Genomic DNA, 20,619 nt, shown 5'->3' with positions numbered 1-20,619 from the left:
GCCCGATATACCCATCCATTTTCCTCAATCTGGCCAGACCATTTGTTCAAGCATTCCCAACTCGAGTCCGTGAAGGCATGGATTGCCCAGCCCGCCCAGGCGGGCATGCCGCTTCATGGGCGTATCCAGCGGGCGATTCGGCAGCTGATCCTCGACGGTGCGCTTGGGCCGGGAAAGCCGCTTCCGGCTTCGCGGGCGCTGGCCAAATCTCTCGGCGTGTCGCGCGATACGATCGAAGCGGCCTATGGCCAGCTTCATGCCGAAGGTTTTATCGACCGGCGCGTCGGCAGCGGCAGCTTCGTGGCCGAGGTGACGGAGTTTGCGCCCGGCAGGCGCCAGTCTCCAAGACGCACGCAGTCGCTCAACCAGGCGCCGGCCTTGAGCAGGCGCGGCAATGCCATGTTTGGCAGCGGCGGCGTCAGCGAGCAGCTGTTGCCGCGCCCCTTCGCCCATGGCGTGCCGGAGACGCGCAGTTTTCCGCTCGCGCTCTGGGAGCGCCTCGGACGGCAGATCCTGCGCGAAACCGGCAGACGGGCGCTGCTTCACGGCGACCCGCAAGGGATCGAAGAGCTGCGCCGTGCCATTGCCGACTATGTGAACCTTGAGCGCGGCGCCCGTGCCACGGCCGAACGGGTGCTGATCCTCACCAGCTCGCAGCAGGCGCTGACCTTGTGCGCCAACATGCTGCTCGATCCCGGCGACCTTATCTTCATCGAGGATCCGGCCTACTACGGCGCACGCAAGGCGTTCGATGCGGCGGGGCTCGAATGTCTGCCGATCCGCGTGGACCGCCACGGCATCGCCGTCGACCAGATCAAGGCGGAGACACGCAAGGTCAAGGCGGTGTTTCTGACGCCCTCGCACCAGTTCCCGGCCGGGGCGACGCTGGCGCTCGATCGCCGCCTGGCGCTGATCGAATGGGCCAGCCGCCATCAGGCCTGGATCATCGAAGACGATTACGACAGCGAATTCCACTACGCCGGCAAACCGACGGCCTGCCTGCAGGGCCTCGATCCGCACGACCGGACCATCTACATCGGAACTTTCACCAAATCGCTCTTTCCCGGCCTCCGGATCGGCTACGCCGTTCTGCCGCCCGAGCTGGTCAAGCCGATGACCGTCGCGCGCACGCTGCTTGACGGACACTCCGCGCCGATGGCGCAGCTGACGCTTGCCCGGTTCATGGAAGGCGGGCATTTCGGCGCCCATGTGCGCAGCATGCGCGGGATCTACGCCGACCGGCTCGACCTTCTGGCGACGCTCGTTGGAAAACATCTGCCACAGTTCCTTGAGGCACGGGTGCCCGATGGCGGCCTGCAGATGCCGTGCGCACTGACGGGCGCGATCTCGGAGGCCGTGGCCGTCGATGCCGCGCGACGTGTGGGGATCGAGATCATGGGACTGTCGGCGCTTTACGCCGGCGGCAAGCCCGAGCCCGGGTTTCTCATGGGGTTTGCTGCCTATACTCCAGGCGAGATCGAGGGGGCGGTCCGCAAGCTGGCGAGCGCCCTCCTGGCTGCGGCGAAGTCATAGGCCGTGCGAGCGTCGCCCCAACGTCTCGCTATTCAGTCCTGGATGACGAGCTGGAACCATGTGTCGAGGAATCGGCTGCGCTTGACGGCGTCGAGATAGACGAGCAGCTCCGGTCCCAATTCGATGAATTGCACGTTCTTCATCGTGTCGAGGTCGCGCGACCGGGTCAGGCCGACCTGTTCGAGCGCGCGGTCGGCGCGATCGGAAAGCAGGAAATCGACGACATCGCCGGCGGTCGAGCGATTGCGCGCCTTCTCCGGGATCAATGCCGTCCAGGGCAGCGCCAGCACGTAGTCTTCAGGGATCACCATCTCGATCGATGCGGTCTTGCTCTTCCATTTGCGCACGGCGGATAGGGGCACGTTGTAGCCGATGTCGATGCGGCCTTCCGCCATCGCCTGCAGCAGTTCCTCGTTGCTGTCGAATATGCGGGCCTGCGATGCACCGACAGCGCGGGATATGCGCCAGAAGAGCGGCGATCGAAGCGCCTCCTGCGAGGCGAAGGCATAGCTGACATCGTCGATGCCGATGTTGACCAGCCCGACCCGGCGCAGCAGGCGCGCGCGGTTCTGCTCCAGCGTACGCGCGAGCTCGGTTCGGGTGCGCGGGACGTCGGACGGTGCCAGCGCGCCCTTGCGCACGACAAAGACCGCCGGGTCGTAGCCGATGCTGAAGACTTCGCTGCGCCAGTGGGCCTGCTGTTGCGGCCGGTGCTTGACCGCCGAAGCGCCATGCCGCGAGACACTGCCTTCGTTGGCGAGGTAAACGGCAAGATCCGGCGTCGGCAGCACGAGCACGTCGATCGGGTCGGCGTCGTCGACGCCCGCCAGCAGCCGTGAAATGATCTGGCTCGGCCGCGCCTGCCTGTACTGGCCCTTCGTGTGCGGCATGTCGGCCCGAAGGGCGTCGAGCAGCGGCTGCATCGTCGGCTGTGCATCGACCCCGACGATGGTCAGCCGTTCCGGAGCGGCCCGTGCCGGCGCCGATGCGGCAAAGAGTGCGACAAGAAGCATGAACGTGAAGCGAACGATCATGCCGGAGTTCCTTCCTTGGGCAGGCAAACCGCAACCGACAACCCGCCTCCATCCCGATCGTCGAGGCTGATGCTGCCGCCCATGGCTTCCGCGACGGTTCTGGCAATGGCAAGCCCAAGGCCCGAGCCCGGTTTGCTGCTGTCGGCCCGGGAAAAGCGTTCGAACATTTGCTTGCGCATCTCCATGGGAATTCCGGGCCCCCGATCGGAAACAACGAAACGGACCAGGCGATCCGCCTCCGTCACGGTGACCTCGATAGATCCCGGCGCGTGTACCAGCGCGTTTTCGATGATGTTGCGTATCATCTCGCGCAGACTGACGGCCTCTGCCTCGATCTCGACGGCGTTGCTGGGCAGGTTAAGCGTGAGCATGTCGTCGAGGGCGGGATAGGAACCTTCGGCCTGCAGGCGACGGATGGCCTCCCGCACAACGAGGCGCATGTCGAGGGTCTCGCGCAGACGCGATTCAATGCCGTGCAGCGTGCTTGCATCCGACAGAAGCTGGTTTGCGAGAACGCTGGCATTGACCGAGTTGGCGTGGATGCGCCCGAGAATGTCACGCAATCTGCCCGACGGCGCTTCGTCGATCGAAAGTTCTGCAAGTGCGCGCAAGGCAGTCAGCGGCGTGCGCAACTGATGGGCGGCGTCGGCCGTCACGCTCTTCAGGCCGACAAGCACGGAATCAAGCCGGCCCATGAAGTCGTTCAGCGCCGAGATCAGTGCGCTCACCTCCCTTGGTACCGGGCCGGAGACCGGGCTCAGATCAGACGAAGCTCGGTGGCGCAAATCGGCCTCGACCGTTCTCAGCGGTGCGAAAGCCTGGCGGACCGCCAGCCAGATCAGCAGGAATGCCAGCACGGATACGGCGATTGCGGGAAGGGCCGCATTGAAGGTCAGGTGCAGCCCGAGCTGATCGCGCGCCTCGCGGGTCTCGCCGACGAGAACGTCGACCCAGCCGCCGCCGGCTGCGTCGGTGCTGTAGCGAGCGACGGCGGCGATGCGGATCCGCTCGCCCCTGTAGGTGCTGTCGGCCAGCCGCAACTGCGGTCCCGTCCCGTGCGGGATCTCCAGACCGAGGATCGGCGAGCCGGTGATGATCGTGCCGTCGGGGGCTGCCACCCGATAGAAGATGCGATTGAGCCGGGATGTGCCGAGGATGGCGAAGGCGGAATGCGGCAGGTCGACGCTTGCGGTGCCGTCCTCGATCGAGACCGTGTCGGCAATCGAAAGTGCGGCCGCGCCGAGCACGCGGTCGAAGGCTTCTTCGGCTGCGTTGTGCGCATTCCAGCGCACCATCCAGAACAGGAAAAGCCCGATGATGATGAGCAGGGCAGCGCCGCTGAACAGGATGCGGCGCTCGATCGAATAGTCAGACCGCACCGCTTGCGCCGCTCCCGGTGCGCTGGCGCAGCATGTAGCCCACGCCGCGATGCGTGACGATCTCGATGTCGCAGTCCTCGAGCTTCCGGCGCACCCGGGAAACCAGCAACTCGACGGCATTCGGCGTGCCCGTGTCCTCATAGCCGAAGAGCTTTACGACCAGCTGCTCCTTGTTGACCGTCGTGCCGGCGCGGGTCGCCAAGGCCTCCAGCACGTCGAATTCGCGGCGGCCGAGGTCGAGCGGGCGGCCTTCGAGCATCACCGCGCGGGCCGAAAGGTCGATGGAGATCGAGCCCAAGCGCAGAACCGATTGCGCCGCCCCCAGGTGCCGGCGGGAGACGGCCCGAATGCGCGCAACAAGCTCGTGCAGGTCGAAGGGTTTGACCAGATAGTCGTCAGCGCCTAATTCGAGCAGGTCGACCTTGTCGGCAACCTGGTTGCGGGCGGTGATGACGATGACGGGACGCGTCAGCCCACCCTGGCGCATGGCACTCAGGATGGCGAAGCCGTCCCGCTTCGGCAGGTTGATGTCGAGGATCACCAGATCGTGCGAGGCGTTGAGGGCGAGCCGCTCTCCTTCCGCGCCGTCGAACGCGGTCGTGACCTCGTAGCCTTCCTTTTCCAGGCGCATGGAAATGGCAAAGGCGATGTCGGGGGTGTCTTCGATCAGGAGAATGCGCATCGCGTTTCCAGGTGACAGGATTGTGACAGTGATACTCCCATACACAGATCAAAAGCAGATGAGAACTATGAAGCTTTCGCCGGGAGAGCGGAGCTTCGGGGAGGGGTAGACATGAACGCGCACAGGCTGTTTTTGGCCGGCCTCGCATTGGCGTGCGTGCTGCTGTTGCCCGTGTCGACAACGGCGAAAGCCGGTTGCGGCGCAAGCCCCGATCTCGACGAGCGCTACTGCGACGCCGACAAGGACTTCGTTGCCGATGCGCCGACAGACCCTTCGAAATGGCGGGATCCGCAGACGCTCGTCTGGGCCTATGCTCCGATCGAGGAGCCGGCCATCTATGCCAGCCTGTTCAAGGATTTCACCACCCATCTCGGCGCCTGTCTCGGCCGCCAGATCGTCTATTACCCGGTGCAGTCGAGCAAGGCGGAGATCGAAGCCATGCGCTCCGGGCGGCTCCACTTCGCCGGCTTTTCGACCGGACCGACGGTCGAGGCGGTCAACCGCGCCGGCGCCGTTCCCTTTGCCGCAAAAGGCATCGGCAATGCGGTGCGCGGCTACAATCTGATTGCCATCGTTCGCGCGGACTCCCCGTTCAAGACCCTCTCCGATCTCAAGGGGCGGCGCGTGGCGCACGCGTCCGCGTTCTCGAACTCGGGGCACCTGGCGCCGCGCGCGCTTTTCCCGGGCGAAGGCCTGAGTCCGGGGGAGGACTATGCGCCGATCATGTCCGGCGGTCATGACAAGTCCATTCTCGGCGTGATCTCGGGTGACTACGACATGGCGGCCGTCGCGTCCGACGTGTTGGAACGTTTGATCGAGCGGCGAATGGTCAAGCGCGAAGACCTCCGCGTCATCTTCACCAGCGGCATCTTTCCGACGTCGTCCTTTGCCTATGCGCATGATCTCGCCCCGCCGCTGGTCGCGGCGATGAAGCGGTGTTTCTTCGACTTCGAGTTCACCGCGGAAATGAAGAGCGAGTTTCACGGCGACGAGCGCTTCCTGCCGATCCGCTACGATCGGGATTGGGCAAGCGTGCGCGAGGTCATCGACAAGGCCGGCGCTTCCACTTTCTGACCTCATCCAACAGCCCGACAGGAGACCGATGCGCCGCGTGCGCAGGCCCTGTCGCGCGCCTACCACAAACGTCACCACAGGCCGGGCCAACCCGCCCGAGGCTGCTGTGCGGCTTCCAACCCACGGGATTGCTATGCGAAACTTTGGCAAAGCCATTTACAATTACAGGGTCCACAACCAGGACCCCACCACGATGGTGGGCGTCGGTCTGGTCGTGCTGTTCGCCTATCTGATTGCCGCGCCCATCCTGCTTCTGCTTTCGGACGCATTCTTCGTGCAGTTCGCCGACCAGGCCCGCTCCGGGCAATCGATGGGCGAGCTGACGCTTTACTATTTCAACCGCGTCTTCCTGTCGAAGATCGCCACCGACGTCTTCTGGCAGCCGCTTTTCCACACCGGGACCATCGCCCTCGGTGCGATCGCGGTCGCGCTGGTGGTCGGCATCCCGATGGCCTGGCTGATCAGCCGAACCGACGTGCCCGGCAAGAAGTGGTTCGCCACCGTTCTGATCATCCCCTACATGCTGCCGTCCTGGACCTTTGCTCTTGCGTGGCAGACGCTTTTCAAGAACCGAACCACCGGTGGACAGCCGAGCTGGATGGAAGCGCTCGGCTTCGCCCCGCCTGACTGGCTAGCCTACGGCGCCTTGCCGATCACGCTCATCCTGGCCTTGCACTATACGCCCTTCGTCATCCTGCTGTTCGGCAATGCGTTGCGGCAGTTCGATTCGACGCTCGAGGATTCCGCCCGTGTCATCGGCGCCGGCAACGGCGTGATCGCCCGCAAGATCATCCTGCCGCTGATGCTGCCGTCGCTGGTTTCGGCCTGCACGCTGATCTTCGCCAAATGTCTCGGTGACTTCGGCGTTGCCTATATCCTCGGCGTTCCCGTCGGCTACGACGTATTGGCGACCTCGCTGTTTCGCGCCATCTCCACCAGCCAGACCGGCATGGGGGCGATCCTCGCGTTGACCATCGTCGTGCTCGGCACCATCTCGATCACGCTCGACATGTACCTGCTGAAGGAAGCACGTCGTTTCGTGGTCATCGGCTCGAAGGGGTCGATGAACCGCACGACGTCGCTGCGGGGCTACCGGCTGCCTGCAGCGGGGCTCGCCACGCTGGTCTTCCTGGTCAGCGCCGTCGTTCCGTTGCTGGCGCTCGCCATGACCACCGTCATGAAGGTCCCCGGCGTCTTTGCGCTCGACAACTTCACGCTCGCCTACTGGATCGGTTCCGATCTCGGCACCACGGCGCTCAAGCAGGGCATCCTCCTGACGCCGGAATTCTGGCAGGCGACGTGGAATACGCTCTGGATCGTTGGGTCGGCTGCTGCCGGCGCAGGCTTCCTCGGGCTCCTCGTCGGCTATGCCGTTACCCGCACGTCCTCGACGATGATTGCCACGTTCCTGCGGCAAGTGACGTTCCTGCCGTATCTGGTGCCGGGAATAGCCTTTGCCGCCGCGTATCTCTCGATGTTCGCGGTTCAGCGCGGACCCGTTCCCGCACTCTACGGTACGCCGATCATTCTGGTGCTGGCGATCCTTGCCGACCAGATGCCCTTTGCCTCGCGGGCCGGCATCTCGGCGATGATGCAGCTCGGGCGTGATCCGGAAGAGGCGGCCCGGATTGCCGGCGCCGGCTGGTTCCGGCGGCTGGCATCGGTCGTCGTGCCGATCCAGAAGGGCGCGCTCGTCACCGGGATCCTGCTGCCCTTCATTTCCGGCATCAAGGGATTGAGCCTCGTCGTCGTGCTCGCCGTCCCCGGGACCGACGTGCTGACGACCTATGCGCTCAGGCTGGTCGACTACGGCTACGGCCAGGCGGCCAACGCCGTGGTGCTGATGATCTGCATCATCGCCTTCGGCGGCACGCTGATCGTCCAGAAACTCACAAAAAGCAAATTGTCCGACGGTTTGGGAGGCAAGTAATGTCAAGCATCAGCATCCGCGATGTCAGAAAGAGCTACGGCAACACGGCGCAGGCGGCTGTCGAGCGGTTGAGCATCGAGATTCCGAAATCCGATTTCCTCTGCCTCCTCGGCCCGTCCGGCTGCGGCAAGACGACGACGCTGCGCATGATCGCCGGCCTCGAGCATCCGACGGCCGGCCAGATTCACCTGGGTGACCGCACCATCGTGTCGGTTGAAGACGGCATCTACGTGCCGGCGGAAAAACGCGGCCTCGGCCTGGTCTTCCAGAACTATGCGCTCTGGCCGCACATGACGGTGGAACAGAACATCGAGTTCGGGCTGAAGCTGCGCAAAGTCGCCAAGCCCGAGCGCGACGCGATCATCGCCGAGGTCCTCGAAAAACTCGCGATCGACCGCTACCGCACGCGCCTGCCGTCGCAGCTCTCCGGCGGCCAGCAGCAACGCGTGGCACTCGCCCGCATGCTGGCACTCAAGCCCGACATCATCCTGCTCGACGAACCGCTGTCGAACCTCGACGCCAAGCTGCGCCTGGAGATGCGGGCGGAGCTCAAGCGGATCCATCAGGAGCTCGGTTCCACCATCGTCTTCGTGACCCACGACCAGTGGGAGGCGATGACGCTTGCGACCACCATTGCCGTCATGAGCGAGGGCGAGCTGCAGCAGCTCGGCACGCCCGACGACATCTATGAGCGCCCGGCCAACCGCTTCGTCGCCGAATTCGTCGGCAACCTGCCGATCAACATCATCGAGCTTGGCAGCGAGCGATCCGGCGCCCTGGTCGCCTGGATGCGGGGCCAACTGGCTTCAAGGACATTGCCGCAGCCGGCTGGCTCCGTCGGCATCCGCCCGGAATCCGTGCGACTGGCGCGCACCAAGGTGGAAGGCGCAAAGGAGGCCAGGGTCGTCGAAGTGGTGCCAACCGGCGGAAGCTGGATCGTCGAGCTTTCGGTCGACGGCGAACAGTTCTTCGCGATCGCCGGCGAGCTGCCGGCGGCTGCCCGCGGCGACACCGTGTTCTTCCACGCCGAACCCCATCACCTGCACATCTTCGATACCGAGGGCCGGCGCATCGCCGCCTGAGACGAAGCAATCCCGTACCGACAGAGCAATTGACCGTAAGGAGGATAAAATGCTGTCAATACAAGAAGGTAGACTGCCAAAGTCCGTTCGCCGCGCCATTCTGGCCGGCGTGTCGCTGGTGGCGCTCGCCGCACCCGCGGCAGCGCAGGACGCAGCCGAGCTCGGGATTTCCGATGCTGACTATACGCTGGAAGCGCTGATCGAGGCGGCCAAGAAGGAAGGACCGATCACCGTCGTCGATGCGACCGGCAAGATCGTTTCCATGGCCGAGAACTTCACGGCGAAGTACGGCATTCAGGCGACCGGCGTGAAGCTCAGCGGCCAGGACCAGCAGCAGGTCATCCTGCGTGAAGCGGTTGCGGGCAGCGTTCGCTCCGACGTCTTCAACATGAGCAATCTTCCCTCGGTCACCACGGAAATCATTGCACAGGGCGCCGGCGTCAGCTGGATGCCACCGGACCTGAAGGAGGTCGTGCCGGTCCAGTACCAGACGCCCGCGATCACCAGCCTCAACCCCTGGGTCTGGGCCTACAACACGGACGTGCATGGCGACAAATGCCCGATCGACAACGTCTGGGCGCTGACGACGGAAGACTGGAAGGGCCGCGTCGCCATTCCCGATCCGCTGCTGCGCAACGAGACCATGTTCTGGTTCAACCAGATCGAAACCCATGACGACGAGGCGATGCGCAAGGCCTACGAGGCCTTCTTCGGCAAGCCGCTCGAAACGGAAGAGGCAAGCGCAACGGCCGAATGGGTCAAGCGTCTGGCCAAGAACAAGCCGAGCGCGACGCGCAGCGATACCGATGTCGGCCCGATCATCGGTGCGGCCGGACAGGAAAAGCCGTTCATGGGCTTCCTGAGCTCCGCCATCTTCCGTGACGCGAAGAAGAATGGCTACGGCATGGGCATCTGCGCCGGCCTGAAGCCCTGGGTCGGTCAGCTGACCCCGCGCGTGGCCGTCATCGCCTCGGGCTCGAAGCATCCGAACGCGGCCAAGCTCTTCGTTCACTTCATGATGACCGAAGAGGGCATGGCGCCGCAGCTCGCCGACGGCAAGATCTCCTCCAACCAGGAAGCGAAAATTCCGAAGGAAGAAGCCTCCGGCGTCATCGACGTCGTGCATGAACTGCACGTCCCGCATTCCGAGACCTCGGAGGCCGATTTCGCCAAGCTGCAGGATTGGCAGGACTTCTGGATCGTCAATTCGCGATAAGCAAATCAACGTCGCGCCGCGCTGGGGACTATTTTCCGTCCCCGGCGCGGTGTTGTATGCGGGGTGAGGTGCCTCGCCTCAGACGGCCGGAGCGCGCCCCATCGGGCACAGCGGCGGAAAAACGATTCCCATTTTGATGCATTTTTGTTCAGAACCGGCGCACTGCATAAAGTTGTAGGTACCATCGAAATGGAAAATCCATAAACTCGCGCTAGACCGATCGTCATTCGTGAATCGGGAGCGAGGCATGCAGAGAGACGTGCAGTTCAACGGGCAGAAAGATTGGCGGATCGCGCGATATGCCGTCGGTGGCATTGTTGGATTTGCCGTGCTTGCCCAGCTCCTGGTCTATCTCAGCCTGGTCGCCCTGGTCGACCAGCCCTATGCGGCCGCCGTGGTCGGTGCCGCGCTGATCTCCCTTTTGATGGGCGTGCCGCTGATCGTTGTGGCAGCGACACAGTTTCGGCGGGCGCAACGCCTGCGCAACCAGATCAATCACGTCGTCGCCCATGACGCCACGACAGGCTGCGTGACCGGTCGCGGGCTCGTTCAGCAGGTCAATGGCCTCGAACGCCGCCGCCAGCATGCCGGCGAGGAACTGCATGGCGCGCTCATCCATTTGCGCATCAACAATCTCGATGACGTCGGAAACGCTTTCGGTCCGGCCTGGAGCGAAGAACTGCTGCAATTCGTCGCCTCGACGATCAGCACGTCCGTGCGTCGCGACGATATCGTCGCCCGAACCGGTCCCGCCAGTTTCGACGTGCTGCTCGTGGGCGCAACGGAGACCGATGCGGAACATGTCTCCAACCGCCTGACGAAGGCGCTGTCGTCCGCCCATTTCTCTGCCGATGGCAGCAAGGTCGACCTCGAACTCAGCGTTGGCGGTGCCTTGTTCGATGGCGGAGTCGATCTGGAACGCCTGCGCCGGGCTGCAGCCTCCGAGACGGTGATGGTCGCCGGCGAGGGGACCCAGCGTGTTGACTTCGTACGCTTGCCATCGGCCTGAAGGACAGGTCGTGACGTTGCTTGCGTCGGGATGATAGGCAACGATCGCTCGCGGCGGCTGAGGTTAGGTCTTTTTGGTCGCGTTAGGGTTGTGGTACACTTGACCCCATTGTTGCAACGGGGTTTCTGTGATCAGCGGTGCGGTCGCGAGGCCTATTTCATTTCAATAGGTTACTGAAATCTTTCGGCGCAACACCGTTGTTCCATTTTTGCAACATAGCCGTGCGAAAGCTTGAGGCTTTTCGGGACCACCCCAAAATTGGTCCCCGCTTTATATTACCTCTGTATTATCTGTCGATAAATAAGGCAGTTGCGGCGTAGGCTTGGATTAACCAGCATGGCGTACTGAGGGGGATAGACTTGAAAGTGGGGAAATTTATTGGGGGCGGGCTGCTTTCCATTCTGCTCGCGTCGACGGTATTTGCGGGTGGTGCTGCGGAAGCGATGACGCTGAGGGAAGCGCTTCAGATCGCGATGGAATCGAATCCGGAAATCGGTCAGTCGATCGAGAACCGTGAGGCGATCGAATTCGAACTGCGGCAGGCACGTGGCCTCTATCTGCCAAGTGTCGACGTCGAAGCCTCGACTGGCGTGCGCCATCTCGAAGACAGCAGCCGTCGCCTTGGTTCGATCGAGAACGATCCGCTCTATCCTTCCGATGTTGGGCTGACCATCACGCAGAAGCTCTTCGATGGCGGTGGCCGTCGGGCTGAACTCGAGCGTCAGGCAGCGCGCGTCGACAGCGCCTCCTTCCGCGTGCTGGAGCGCTCCGAGACGATCGGTTTGCAGATCGTGCGCGAGTATTTCGAATATATTCTCCAGCAGCAGATCGTTGCCGAAGCGCGCAAGAACGTCGGTGTGCACCAGTCGATCCTGTCGGATATCAGCTCGCTGATTTCGGGCGGCGCCCTCACCGACGCGGACCGCCAGCAGGCAAGCGAACGGTTGCTTGCGGCCAAGGCGCGCCTGCAGGAGGCGGAAGAAGCCTTCGATACGGTCAAGATCAGCTTCAACCGCCTGGTCGGACAGCCGCTCACCAATCCATCCATGCCGAAGTCGGTCGCCGGCGCGCTGCCGAAGACGCTGGAGACAGCGATCGGGATTGCCCGCACCAACAATCCGCGGATCAAGGCCGCCGATTCCGACATCAACGTCGCGGACTCGCAGGTCAAGGCGGCGCGTTCGAACATGCTGCCTGAAGTCTTCGCCGAGGGTCGCGTACGCACGGGCAACGATATCGACGGTTCGACCGGCAATACCTGGGACGCCCAGGGCCGGATCGTCGCGAAGTGGAACCTCTATCGTGGCGGCATCGATGTCGCCAACGAGCAGGAGCAGATGCGCCGCGCAAGCGAGCAGCGCCTGGTCTTCCACCAGGCGCATCGCGAGGTCGAGGAAGCCGTGCGCATCTCATGGGAGCGCCGCGGCAGCCAGTACGACATCGCCCGCACGCTGAACCAGCAGGCGCAGATGAACGTGCAGCTCGTCGAATCCTATCGCGAGCAGCTCAAGGTCGGTCAGCGTTCGCTGCTCGACGTGCTCGGTGCGCAGAATTCGCGTTTCAACGTCAGCGTTCTCGCGAAGACCGCGCAGTATGCAGCGCTGTTTGCCGAGTACCGGCTGCTGGCGGCAACAGGCCAGCTATTGCCGACCATGAAGATCAAGGCGCCGGCGCAGGCGGAAGCCTATGCGCGCAATGAGTTCAATGTCCCGGATGCGCCGGCCACAGAAACCTATCGCCGTGTCCCGTCGCGCCAGACGAACGATCTGCCGCTCGACCTTTTGGCGCCGATCCGGCAGAAATGAATAGTCCTCGTCAGGGTGGACACAACCGGTGGTGATGCAAGGCATTGACAGGCATGTGCAGATTGGCCCGTCTCTGACCGGCTTTTCCGAGGCGTTCAAGGAGATTTGCATCTTCTTGAACCGCCCCTCGTCAGACAGCGTGCTCTATTCAGACGTGCCCTTCGACCCTCGGTTGCCGAGCGCCGAGGACGTGTCCCGTATTGCCGAGCGGGTCGGCCTGGAAACGGAGCCCGTTTCGGCGCGCGCGATCGGCAATCGGGATTTCGTCTATCCGTTGCTGCTCGTCTTTCGGGATGGCCGTGCCATGGCGCTTCTGGAAGAGGCGCCCGACGGTACTTTGAGCCTTTCCAACAGGCTGGCTGCGCCCAGCGAGATGCCGATAAGGCTGTCCGACCTCGACGTCGGCGGGCTTGCCTATGCCTTGTCCTTCTCGGCTACCTATCTCAATACCGCGTCTGGGCGTGGCGTCGGCGAGGCGCGCAACATCGATCGCCGCCACTGGCTGACCGCCACGGTCAAGCCGTTCTGGCAGGCCTATGTGCAGGTGGCCATCGCCGCTTTTTTCATCAACGTGCTGGCGCTCGCAGCCCCGCTCTTCACGATGAACGTCTACGACCGCATCCTGCCGAACAAGGCGATCGCAACGCTCTGGGTGCTGGCGCTCGGCATCAGCACCGCCATTCTCTTCGATTTCCTTTTGAAGACGGTGCGCGCGGCGCTGATCGACTATGCCGGCCGCAAGGCGGACCTGAAGCTCTCCTATATGCTGTTCGAGAAGATCCTGCACGCGACCATGGCGTCGCGGCCGCCTTCGACCGGCGAATATGCCAACCGGGCGATGCAGTACGAATTCGTTCGGGAGTTCTTCACGTCGAACACGCTCAGCACGATCATCGACAGTCTTTTCGTCTTCGTCTTCATCGCAGCCGTCTACGCGGTGGCGGGATGGATCGCCATCATCCCGGCGGTCGCCTTCATCTTCAGCCTCCTGATCGGCTATGTCGCGCAGTACAAGATCGGCAACCGTGTTGCCGCCGCGTCGAATGAATCCGCCCAGCGTCAGGCGCTTTTGGTCGAAACGATCAGCGCGATCGAGACGGTGAAGACGTTGCATTCGGAAAAACAGCTGCTTCGCCGCTGGAACGAGCTCGCCAAGCATTCCTCCAACACGTCCGAGCAGATCAAGGAGATTTCCTCCTGGGCTTCGCATGCGACGCAGTTCGTGCAGCAGTTGGTCACGGTCTGCATCGTGGTGGCTGGCGCTTACCAATTTACCGAGGGCAAGATTTCATCCGGTGCGATTATTGCGGCAAGCATGCTTTCCGGCCGCGCCGTCGCGCCGCTCGGCCAGATCGCCATGACGCTGGCGCGGCTGCGGCAGGCCATTCTGTCGCTGCGGATCCTCAATGCCGTGATGGAGCAGCCGGAAGACCGGCCGGACACGATCGGCTTCGTCAACCGCGAGATCCGCAACGGCAGCATCACCTTTACAAATCTCGATTTCGCCTACCCGCAAACGGACCACAAGGTGGTCAGCGGCATGAACGTCACCATCAAGGCCGGCGAGCGTGTCGGCATCATCGGCCGGATCGGTTCGGGCAAGACGACGATCGGCCGACTTTTGGCGGGTCTCTATGCGCCGAGCGCCGGGCGCATCCTGCTCGACGGCGTGGATATCCGGCAGCTGCACCCCTCCGTCGTCCGTTCGGCCGTCTCGTTCGTCTCGCAGAATTCCGACCTGTTTTCCGGCACCATCAAGGAAAACCTGCTGATGGCGAACCCGACCGCCAGCGACGAAGAGGTGGTTGCGGCTGCAAGGCTGGCCGGCGTCGATGAGTTCGTCTCGCATCATCCGCGGGGCTACGACATGCCGGTCGGCGAACGCGGCTCCCAGTTGTCCGGCGGACAGCGTCAGGCGGTCGCCATCGCCCGGCTACTGTTGCGCAAGCCGAAGGTGGTGTTTCTGGACGAGCCGTCCGGCGCGATGGACCTCGCCAGCGAGCGCGAATTGATCAACAAGCTTTCCAACGTCTTCAGCGGCGATGTCACCCTTTTGATCTCGACGCACCGCCACAGCATGCTGAGCCTTGTCGATCGGCTGCTGGTACTCGACCGGGGGCGCATCGTCGCCGACGGGCCGAAGGCTGCGGTCATCGAGCAGCTGCAGCGGCGTCCCGGTCCCGCCGGACCGGCGGAAGGGGCGGGGCTATGATCCACCCTTATCTAAATGACGATGAAGCAATGCCGGTCCCCGCGTTTCGGAGGGCGCCGAGATGACTGAGAAACCGCCGCTGGCCGCGCGCGCCGGACTATTGGTGATCGGGCTGTTGATCAGCTCCTTCGTCGCCTGGGCGGCGATCGCCGAGGTCGACGAGATCGCCCGCGGCGAAGGCAAGGTCATTCCCGTCTCGAAAACGCAGATCATTCAATCGAGCGAGCCCGGTATCGTGCGCGAGATCGCTGTACAGCCCGGCCAGGTCGTGCGCCGTGGTGACCTGATCCTGCGGCTCGACGATACGGCAAGCGGCTCGTCGCTCGGCGAACTCGAAGCCAAGGCCCGCTCGCTGCGCGCACAGATCGCACGGCTGGCGCTGGAAGAGACGGGGGCCTACGACACCCCGTACAGCTGCCCGGAGGATGTCAACAAGGTTGCGCCCGCCATCTGCGCCAACGAGGAGCAACTGCTTCAGGCCAAGGCCGGCAATTTCAACAACAAGCTGTCGGTCATGCAGGCCCGCGAGGGCCAGCGTCAGAAGGAGCTGGCGGAGGCTCAGGCCAATATCACCCGCCTGAGCGAAAGCCTGCAGCTCACCGAGCGCGAGCAGGGACTGCTCGAGCCGATGGCCAAGCGCAAGCTCGTTGCGCAGACGGAGCTGCTGCGGGTCGAGAAGGAGCTGACCGACACCAGGGGGCAGCTTGCGCTCTGGAAGGAATCGGTCGGCAAGCTCGAGGCGGCGCTGAAGGAAGCTTCGCTGCAGGTGACTGAACTCTCGCTGCAACTGAAGCAGGAGGCCCTGGCGGAAAAAACCGAGGCGCTTTCGCAGCTTTCAGTGATCGAGGAGACCATTCGCGGCGCCACCAGCCGGGTTGCCAATACCGACATTCGCTCGCCGGTCGATGGCATCATCAATACGCTCGATGTCAACACGGTCGGCGCCTATGTGACGCCCGGAGCGGTGATCGGCGGCGTCGTGCCGACGTCGGAGACGCTGCTCGTCGAGGCGCGGCTTTCGCCACGGGACGTCGCATTCGTTCGCACCGGACAGCCGGCGCTGATCAAGATCTCGGCCTATGATTTCTCGATCTATGGGGGGCTCGGCGGAATTGTTGAGACCGTCAGCGCCGACAGTCTCGTCGACCAGAACAGCGGCGAGACCTATTATCTCGTGCGCGTCAAAACCGACATGGCCGCCCTCGTGAAGGATGGGCGCGAATATGCGATCATGCCGGGCATGATCGCATCGGTCGACATCATGACCGGCAAGAAAACGATTCTTGCCTATCTGATGAAGCCGATCAACAAGGCCCGCGAGGAAGCGCTGCGGGAGCGCTGATCGATGAACGAGACGCCGCCTCTGGCACATGAAGAGGACATGAGCGCGCTGCGGTTCCGCGTCGTTACCGTCGGCGGTCAACGCCGCGGCATCAAGCTCGAGGAAATCTACTGGCACAGCCTGGGCGAGCTTGCCACCCGGCAAGGCTGCCGACTTGCCGATATCGTCGCGGCCTGCGAAAGAGAACTCGACGGCGAAGGCAACCTGACGGCACGTCTGCGCTATGTCGCGACCCGCCACCTTCACGATCAGCTTGAATCGGCGAGGAAACGCGGCAGCCTGGCGGCCGTCGCCAGCCAGGTGCGCGCCAGCCCGTCTCCAGCTTTCGCGCTCACGGGCAGCAAGCACATCGTCGCCTACAACGCGGCCTTTCTCGCCTTCGTCCAGACGCGCGTTCTGCGCTCGCAGCAGCCGCAGGCGGCGCGTGGGCTGAGACTTTCGTTCGATGTTCAGTTCGTCGATCTGGTCCAGCGCTTGAAAGCGGCTCCGGGTGAACCGCAGCCGGCGGGCTTCACCATCGGCCTGCAGGGGCAGGTTACGCGCGGCAAACTCAGCGCCGCACTCGCCCCGCTCGTCGACCAGGATGTGATCATCGGCTTCATTCTCGGCTGACGGCAGCGCCGTCGGGCAGGTCGAGCCTGGCGGGCACGGTCAGCGAACGGCGATGCCTTCGCCGGGCATGACGTCGGCAAGCGGTGCGGCGGCGGCGACCTGGTCGCCGGTGGTCTTGATGCCGTGGATCCACGAACGATCGGCGCTGACCGAAAACAGCGGCTGATAGCTCGGCAAGGCGCTATCGAGCTTCACCTCGTCGCTGAGGTTGTCGAGGATGAAGTGGCCCTGGCTCGTCGTGATCGCGAGAACCGCGTGATAGAGGTTGCGCCTGACGTCGCGCAGTACGACGATCGACATCGCCTCCGACGGCAGTCCTGCCGCCTTCAGGGCAGCCATCTTCAGGATGGCATAGTCTTCGCAGTCACCCTTGCCGCGGGCAAGAATTTCGTCCGGCGTCGCCCAATAGTCCTTGGACCCGTAGTTTTCCGCGTCCGGCTGGTAGCGAACGATCCTGTTCACAGTCCGGTTGATGCCGTTGATTTTCTGGCGAAAGGCGAGACCATCAGCGTTTTCGATCGCCTTGCCGAGAATGTCACGGGCGGCGCAACCGCTCTGTTGTGCGCAATGGCTGAAGTCCGCTGCCACGACCGCCGGGTAGACCGTCTTCCATTTGCGGGCGACCGGGATCGATGAAACGCGGAACGCAACCGAGTGGAAAACGGCAGATGGCTCCGGCTGTGCGGACGACTGGGGCCGCAGATCCGGGCGGGTCGCCAGCGCCACTTGTTGCACGTTCTGACGCTTAAGGGCTTCGGAAGCCCGCTTCGACCAGTTGTCGATGGTCTGGGCCGCAACGGCAGCGAGCGGGCTTGCCAGGCTCACCATCTGGTGCAGCAGGCCGGGGCTGAGCACGGCCGGCTGGCCAGCCTGCGCGGGTGTCGTTGCGAAAAGCGACGCAAGGCCGATCGCCAAGACCGAAGTCTTCAGGTATTTCCCGCCGTGCTTCAAACGCGTCCTGTTCATCGCCGTGTCTCTCGGTTTCTTGAGAGCACTGTACGAATGAAAAGAAAAATGCCGGTAAAGCCGTATGTATTATTTAGAGTGTTTCGAAAAAATACGTTTTATCTAAAATTTTATTCAAATTTTATACTTGTGTATTCTTTCGTGTCAGGCCTCTTCTTTCTTGAAGAGACATGGCGGGCCTGGTGATCATTGCCGATGACATCCGCCGCCGGACACACCCGCTCATCTCTAATGAAGGCTTGCGCTGTCGCCTGGAGATCCAGTGGTGCCCTTCGCTGAAATGAGGCGCATTTTACGGTTGCCGCATCGCGGCGCTGGTCCGCAAGCGATGTTGGTTTCCAAGCGATGACCAGAAATACTAAATTTGTACTAACGTCACCAATTTTGGGTATTAGCATAACATAGTATGCCGTTTTGGATCGGCGGCGTCAGCGCCGATTGCGCTCCCGGAAGGTTGATGTTTTCGTCCCCCGCAAAGGTCGAGGGGTATTTTCATGGCAACCGAAGGCACCGCAATTTCCAACGAGGCCGCCGCTCTGTCGGCAGAGGCGATCGAGTTTCGCAACGCGCCGGACGGCAAGGCTGGCCGCCTGGTTGCGCAGGCTTCTCCCGCAGGAGAGCCGGAACTCATCGACCCCGCGACAGGCGCTCCCGTGAAAGGCGTCGAAACGGCGCCTCAGACAGCGCCCATGCCGGCGGAAGTCAGCGCCGATGCTTCGAATGTCGTGCATTTGCCTGAGGGCGCGTCGATCGAAAAGATCAAGGTCGTCGGCAGCGATATCGTTTTGGAGCAGCCTGACGGTTCCACGATCACCATTCACAACGCGGCTTTGAAGGTCCCGACCTTCCTGATCGGGGACGCCGAAATCCCGCGCGAAACGCTCGTGGCGGTGCTTGGGGAAAACGGCATCAACGTCGCGGCCGGCCCGGACGGCAGCATCAGCGTCGTTTCGAACCAGAGCAGTGGCGGCGATTTCGCAGGGGCGAATGTCGATATCGGCGAGGCCGGGCCGGTCATCAACTTGCTGGCGGCGACAGCGCTGCAGTTTCCGACGCTCGAGACGACCGAGCTGTTGGCGCCGACGCTCGACCCCAACGACGCGCCGTCGATCATCCCCGACGGCAGCAGCGGCCCCGGCGGCATCTTCGTCAGCGACCGACAGGTCGATGAAGCCGGCCTTGCCAGCGGTTCGCGCGCCGGTGACGGGAGCGCGTCGGTCAAGGGCATCTTCACCATATCCGATCCGGATGGTGCCGGCGATATCGCCAGCCTGACGATTAACGGCCGGACTTTTCCCATTGGCGGCCTCGTCGGGCAATCGGTTGCCGGCCAGTTCGGCGTGCTGACCATCACTGCCTATGATCCCGCGACAGGTGTCGCTCAGTATACCTATGAATTGACGAGCCCGGTCACCAGCTCGGGCGTCGACCCGGGCGCCAATGTCGAACAGGATCGCGATACTTTCACCCTGACGGTCACCGATGGTGACGGCGCGACCGGCACCGCCACGCTGCGCGTCGACGTCGTTGACGACATTCCCGTGATCGGCATCACGAACCCGGAGACCGCACAGGTTGCTGAGGGGCAGACGCTGAATGGCGGCTGGACGCTGACGGCCGGTGCCGACGGTGTCAGCACGGTGGACGTGACGGTCGGCAACACCACGCAGACGCTGGCGTTGACCGCAGGCCAGAAGGTCGAATTCGCGCTCGCCGAGGGCACGCTGACGGTCAATGCGGATAAGACCTGGTCGTTTACGGCAGCAAGCAATCTCAACAATGCCGGCGGTCTCGACGTGACGTTCTCGCTGTCGGCCAAGGACGGCGACAACGACACGACGAGCGACAGCCAGACGATCAAGGTGATCGATGGTGCCGGTCCGTCGGTCGATCCGCTTGCCGCCGCCGCAGCGCTGACGCTCGATGAGCAGAACCTCGTGAACGGCTCGGCGCCGGTCGGTGGTGCCGAGACGAGCAGTGGCACGATCGGCTTTGTCGCGGGTTCGGATGCGATCGCGGCAATTGCGTTCGGTGACATCAGCGGGCTGACCGGTGTGCTGGTTTGGGACCGTGTTTCCGATACCCAGATCGTCGGTCGGGCCGGTGGTACGGCTGTCGTCACGCTCGGCCTGGTTCGCGCAGGCGATAGCGCGACGGTAACGGCGACGTTGAACAGCAACTACGCCAGCCATTCCGGCATCACGCCCGATGACCTTGCAAACCTCGGCCAGGTCAAGGTGATTGCGACCGATACCGACGGCGACAGGGCTGAGGGCACGGTGACCGTCACGGTCTCGGACGACATGCCTCTCGCTGTCGCGGATGCGGACAGCGTATCCGAAGACGGCGCCCTTGTGGCCGATGGCAACGTGCTGACCGGTTCGGGTGGTTCGGATACGAACGGCACGGACGGCGCCAAGGATGTGGCGGGCGCCGACGGCGTATCGGTGACTTCCGTTTCATTTGGCGGCACGGCGGGCCTGGTCGGTGGTTCGACGGCGGGTCAGTACGGCACGTTGGTGCTCAACGCCGACGGCAGCTACACCTACACGCTCAACAACGCGACCGCCGGTGTGCAGAGCCTTGCCGCTGGCCAGATGGTGACGGATACGTTCACCTACGAGATCACCGATGGAGACGGTGACAAATCGTCGACGACGGTGACGATTACGGTCACCGGCACCAACGACGCACCACTCATCACCTCGGGTGTGCAGAGCGGTGCTGTGACGGAGATCGCCGA

General features: G+C 63.3%; 15 protein-coding genes. 11 read left to right on the top strand and 4 right to left on the bottom strand.

What is annotated here, in order from left to right; translation table 11 throughout:
• The first annotated feature begins 42 nt into the window (after window positions 1–42).
• Window positions 43–1,533 carry a PLP-dependent aminotransferase family protein gene (locus tag L981_RS21090; protein ID WP_043620601.1) on the top strand — a complete coding sequence of 497 codons (1,491 nt, stop codon included), beginning with the start codon at window positions 43–45 and terminating at the stop codon, window positions 1,531–1,533.
• Between the two features lie 32 nt (window positions 1,534–1,565).
• Here L981_RS21090 and L981_RS21085 read toward each other — a convergent pair whose 3' ends face one another.
• The 3 genes from L981_RS21085 to L981_RS21075 are packed head-to-tail and all read right to left on the bottom strand — an operon-like array spanning window position 1,566 to window position 4,628.
• The gene (locus tag L981_RS21085; protein ID WP_043620598.1) at window positions 1,566–2,567 is read right to left on the bottom strand and encodes an ABC transporter substrate-binding protein; all 1,002 of its coding nucleotides are present in this window, start codon (window positions 2,565–2,567) and stop codon (window positions 1,566–1,568) included.
• Window positions 2,564–3,946, bottom strand: coding sequence for a sensor histidine kinase (locus L981_RS21080; protein ID WP_043620595.1), 1,383 nt, complete (start codon window positions 3,944–3,946; stop codon window positions 2,564–2,566). The genes L981_RS21085 and L981_RS21080 overlap by 4 nt, the downstream gene beginning before the upstream one ends.
• A complete protein-coding gene (locus L981_RS21075) occupies window positions 3,936–4,628 on the bottom strand; it encodes a response regulator transcription factor (protein ID WP_043620592.1) in 693 nt (230 codons plus the stop codon). Before L981_RS21075 ends, L981_RS21080 begins: the two co-directional genes overlap by 11 nt.
• A gap of 111 nt (window positions 4,629–4,739) precedes the next feature.
• On the opposite strand from L981_RS21075, the gene phnD reads away from it, so the two are divergent.
• The 9 genes from phnD to L981_RS21030 all read left to right on the top strand — a co-directional run bounded on the left by phnD (window position 4,740) and on the right by L981_RS21030 (window position 16,910).
• Window positions 4,740–5,702 carry a phosphate/phosphite/phosphonate ABC transporter substrate-binding protein gene (gene phnD, locus L981_RS21070; RefSeq protein ID WP_082006106.1) on the top strand — a complete coding sequence of 321 codons (963 nt, stop codon included), beginning with the start codon at window positions 4,740–4,742 and terminating at the stop codon, window positions 5,700–5,702.
• A 133-nt stretch (window positions 5,703–5,835) separates the two neighbouring features.
• A complete protein-coding gene (locus L981_RS21065) occupies window positions 5,836–7,632 on the top strand; it encodes an iron ABC transporter permease (protein WP_043620589.1) in 1,797 nt (598 codons plus the stop codon).
• Window positions 7,632–8,714 (top strand): ABC transporter ATP-binding protein, encoded by a 1,083-nt coding sequence (locus tag L981_RS21060; RefSeq protein WP_043620586.1) that lies wholly within the window; start codon window positions 7,632–7,634, stop codon window positions 8,712–8,714. The genes L981_RS21065 and L981_RS21060 overlap by 1 nt, the downstream gene beginning before the upstream one ends.
• A 49-nt stretch (window positions 8,715–8,763) precedes the next feature.
• On the top strand, window positions 8,764–9,930 hold the full coding sequence (locus L981_RS21055) for an ABC transporter substrate-binding protein (protein WP_043620583.1): 1,167 nt from the start codon (window positions 8,764–8,766) through the stop codon (window positions 9,928–9,930).
• A gap of 247 nt (window positions 9,931–10,177) precedes the next feature.
• The gene (locus L981_RS21050) at window positions 10,178–10,939 is read left to right on the top strand and encodes a diguanylate cyclase domain-containing protein (protein ID WP_043620580.1); all 762 of its coding nucleotides are present in this window, start codon (window positions 10,178–10,180) and stop codon (window positions 10,937–10,939) included.
• 443 nt (window positions 10,940–11,382) lie between these two features.
• Complete coding sequence (locus L981_RS21045) at window positions 11,383–12,744, top strand: TolC family outer membrane protein (protein ID WP_082006105.1); 1,362 nt, start codon at window positions 11,383–11,385, stop codon at window positions 12,742–12,744.
• A 34-nt stretch (window positions 12,745–12,778) separates the two neighbouring features.
• Complete coding sequence (locus L981_RS21040) at window positions 12,779–14,956, top strand: type I secretion system permease/ATPase (RefSeq protein WP_052201921.1); 2,178 nt, start codon at window positions 12,779–12,781, stop codon at window positions 14,954–14,956.
• Window positions 14,957–15,017: 61 nt separating this feature from the next.
• Entirely contained in the window at window positions 15,018–16,298 is a 1,281-nt protein-coding gene (locus L981_RS21035) for an HlyD family type I secretion periplasmic adaptor subunit (protein WP_043620575.1), read from the top strand.
• 3 nt (window positions 16,299–16,301) lie between these two features.
• Entirely contained in the window at window positions 16,302–16,910 is a 609-nt protein-coding gene (locus L981_RS21030) for a ribbon-helix-helix domain-containing protein (protein WP_043620572.1), read from the top strand.
• Window positions 16,911–16,949: 39 nt separating this feature from the next.
• Here the strand turns inward: L981_RS21030 and L981_RS21025 are convergent, their stop codons facing one another.
• On the bottom strand, window positions 16,950–17,876 hold the full coding sequence (locus L981_RS21025) for a transglutaminase-like cysteine peptidase (protein ID WP_245281682.1): 927 nt from the start codon (window positions 17,874–17,876) through the stop codon (window positions 16,950–16,952).
• A gap of 494 nt (window positions 17,877–18,370) precedes the next feature.
• Between L981_RS21025 and L981_RS21020 the strand changes: the two genes are divergently transcribed.
• Window positions 18,371–20,619: VCBS domain-containing protein (locus L981_RS21020; protein WP_043620568.1), on the top strand; the 2,249-nt coding region annotated here is incomplete at its 3' end.

It is taken from the genome of Ensifer sp. ZNC0028 (assembly GCF_000799055.1).
Taxonomy (GTDB): domain Bacteria; phylum Pseudomonadota; class Alphaproteobacteria; order Rhizobiales; family Rhizobiaceae; genus Ensifer.
The sequence above is the reverse complement of the archived record's forward strand: the minus strand, read 5'-3'. Positions and strand labels throughout refer to the sequence as shown.

What these genes read in the sequence shown, in the direction of transcription:
- L981_RS21075 (WP_043620592.1), bottom strand. Translation starts at nt 4,628, where the DNA reads ATGCGCATTCTCCTGATCGAAGACACCCCCGACATCGCCTTTGCCATT.
- L981_RS21050 (WP_043620580.1), top strand. Translation starts at nt 10,178, where the DNA reads ATGCAGAGAGACGTGCAGTTCAACGGGCAGAAAGATTGGCGGATCGCG.
- phnD (WP_082006106.1), top strand. Translation starts at nt 4,740, where the DNA reads ATGAACGCGCACAGGCTGTTTTTGGCCGGCCTCGCATTGGCGTGCGTG.
- L981_RS21045 (WP_082006105.1), top strand. Translation starts at nt 11,383, where the DNA reads ATGACGCTGAGGGAAGCGCTTCAGATCGCGATGGAATCGAATCCGGAA.
- L981_RS21060 (WP_043620586.1), top strand. Translation starts at nt 7,632, where the DNA reads ATGTCAAGCATCAGCATCCGCGATGTCAGAAAGAGCTACGGCAACACG.
- L981_RS21055 (WP_043620583.1), top strand. Translation starts at nt 8,764, where the DNA reads ATGCTGTCAATACAAGAAGGTAGACTGCCAAAGTCCGTTCGCCGCGCC.
- L981_RS21025 (WP_245281682.1), bottom strand. Translation starts at nt 17,876, where the DNA reads ATGAACAGGACGCGTTTGAAGCACGGCGGGAAATACCTGAAGACTTCG.
- L981_RS21035 (WP_043620575.1), top strand. Translation starts at nt 15,018, where the DNA reads ATGACTGAGAAACCGCCGCTGGCCGCGCGCGCCGGACTATTGGTGATC.
- L981_RS21030 (WP_043620572.1), top strand. Translation starts at nt 16,302, where the DNA reads ATGAACGAGACGCCGCCTCTGGCACATGAAGAGGACATGAGCGCGCTG.
- L981_RS21085 (WP_043620598.1), bottom strand. Translation starts at nt 2,567, where the DNA reads ATGATCGTTCGCTTCACGTTCATGCTTCTTGTCGCACTCTTTGCCGCA.
- L981_RS21040 (WP_052201921.1), top strand. Translation starts at nt 12,779, where the DNA reads ATGCAAGGCATTGACAGGCATGTGCAGATTGGCCCGTCTCTGACCGGC.
- L981_RS21065 (WP_043620589.1), top strand. Translation starts at nt 5,836, where the DNA reads ATGCGAAACTTTGGCAAAGCCATTTACAATTACAGGGTCCACAACCAG.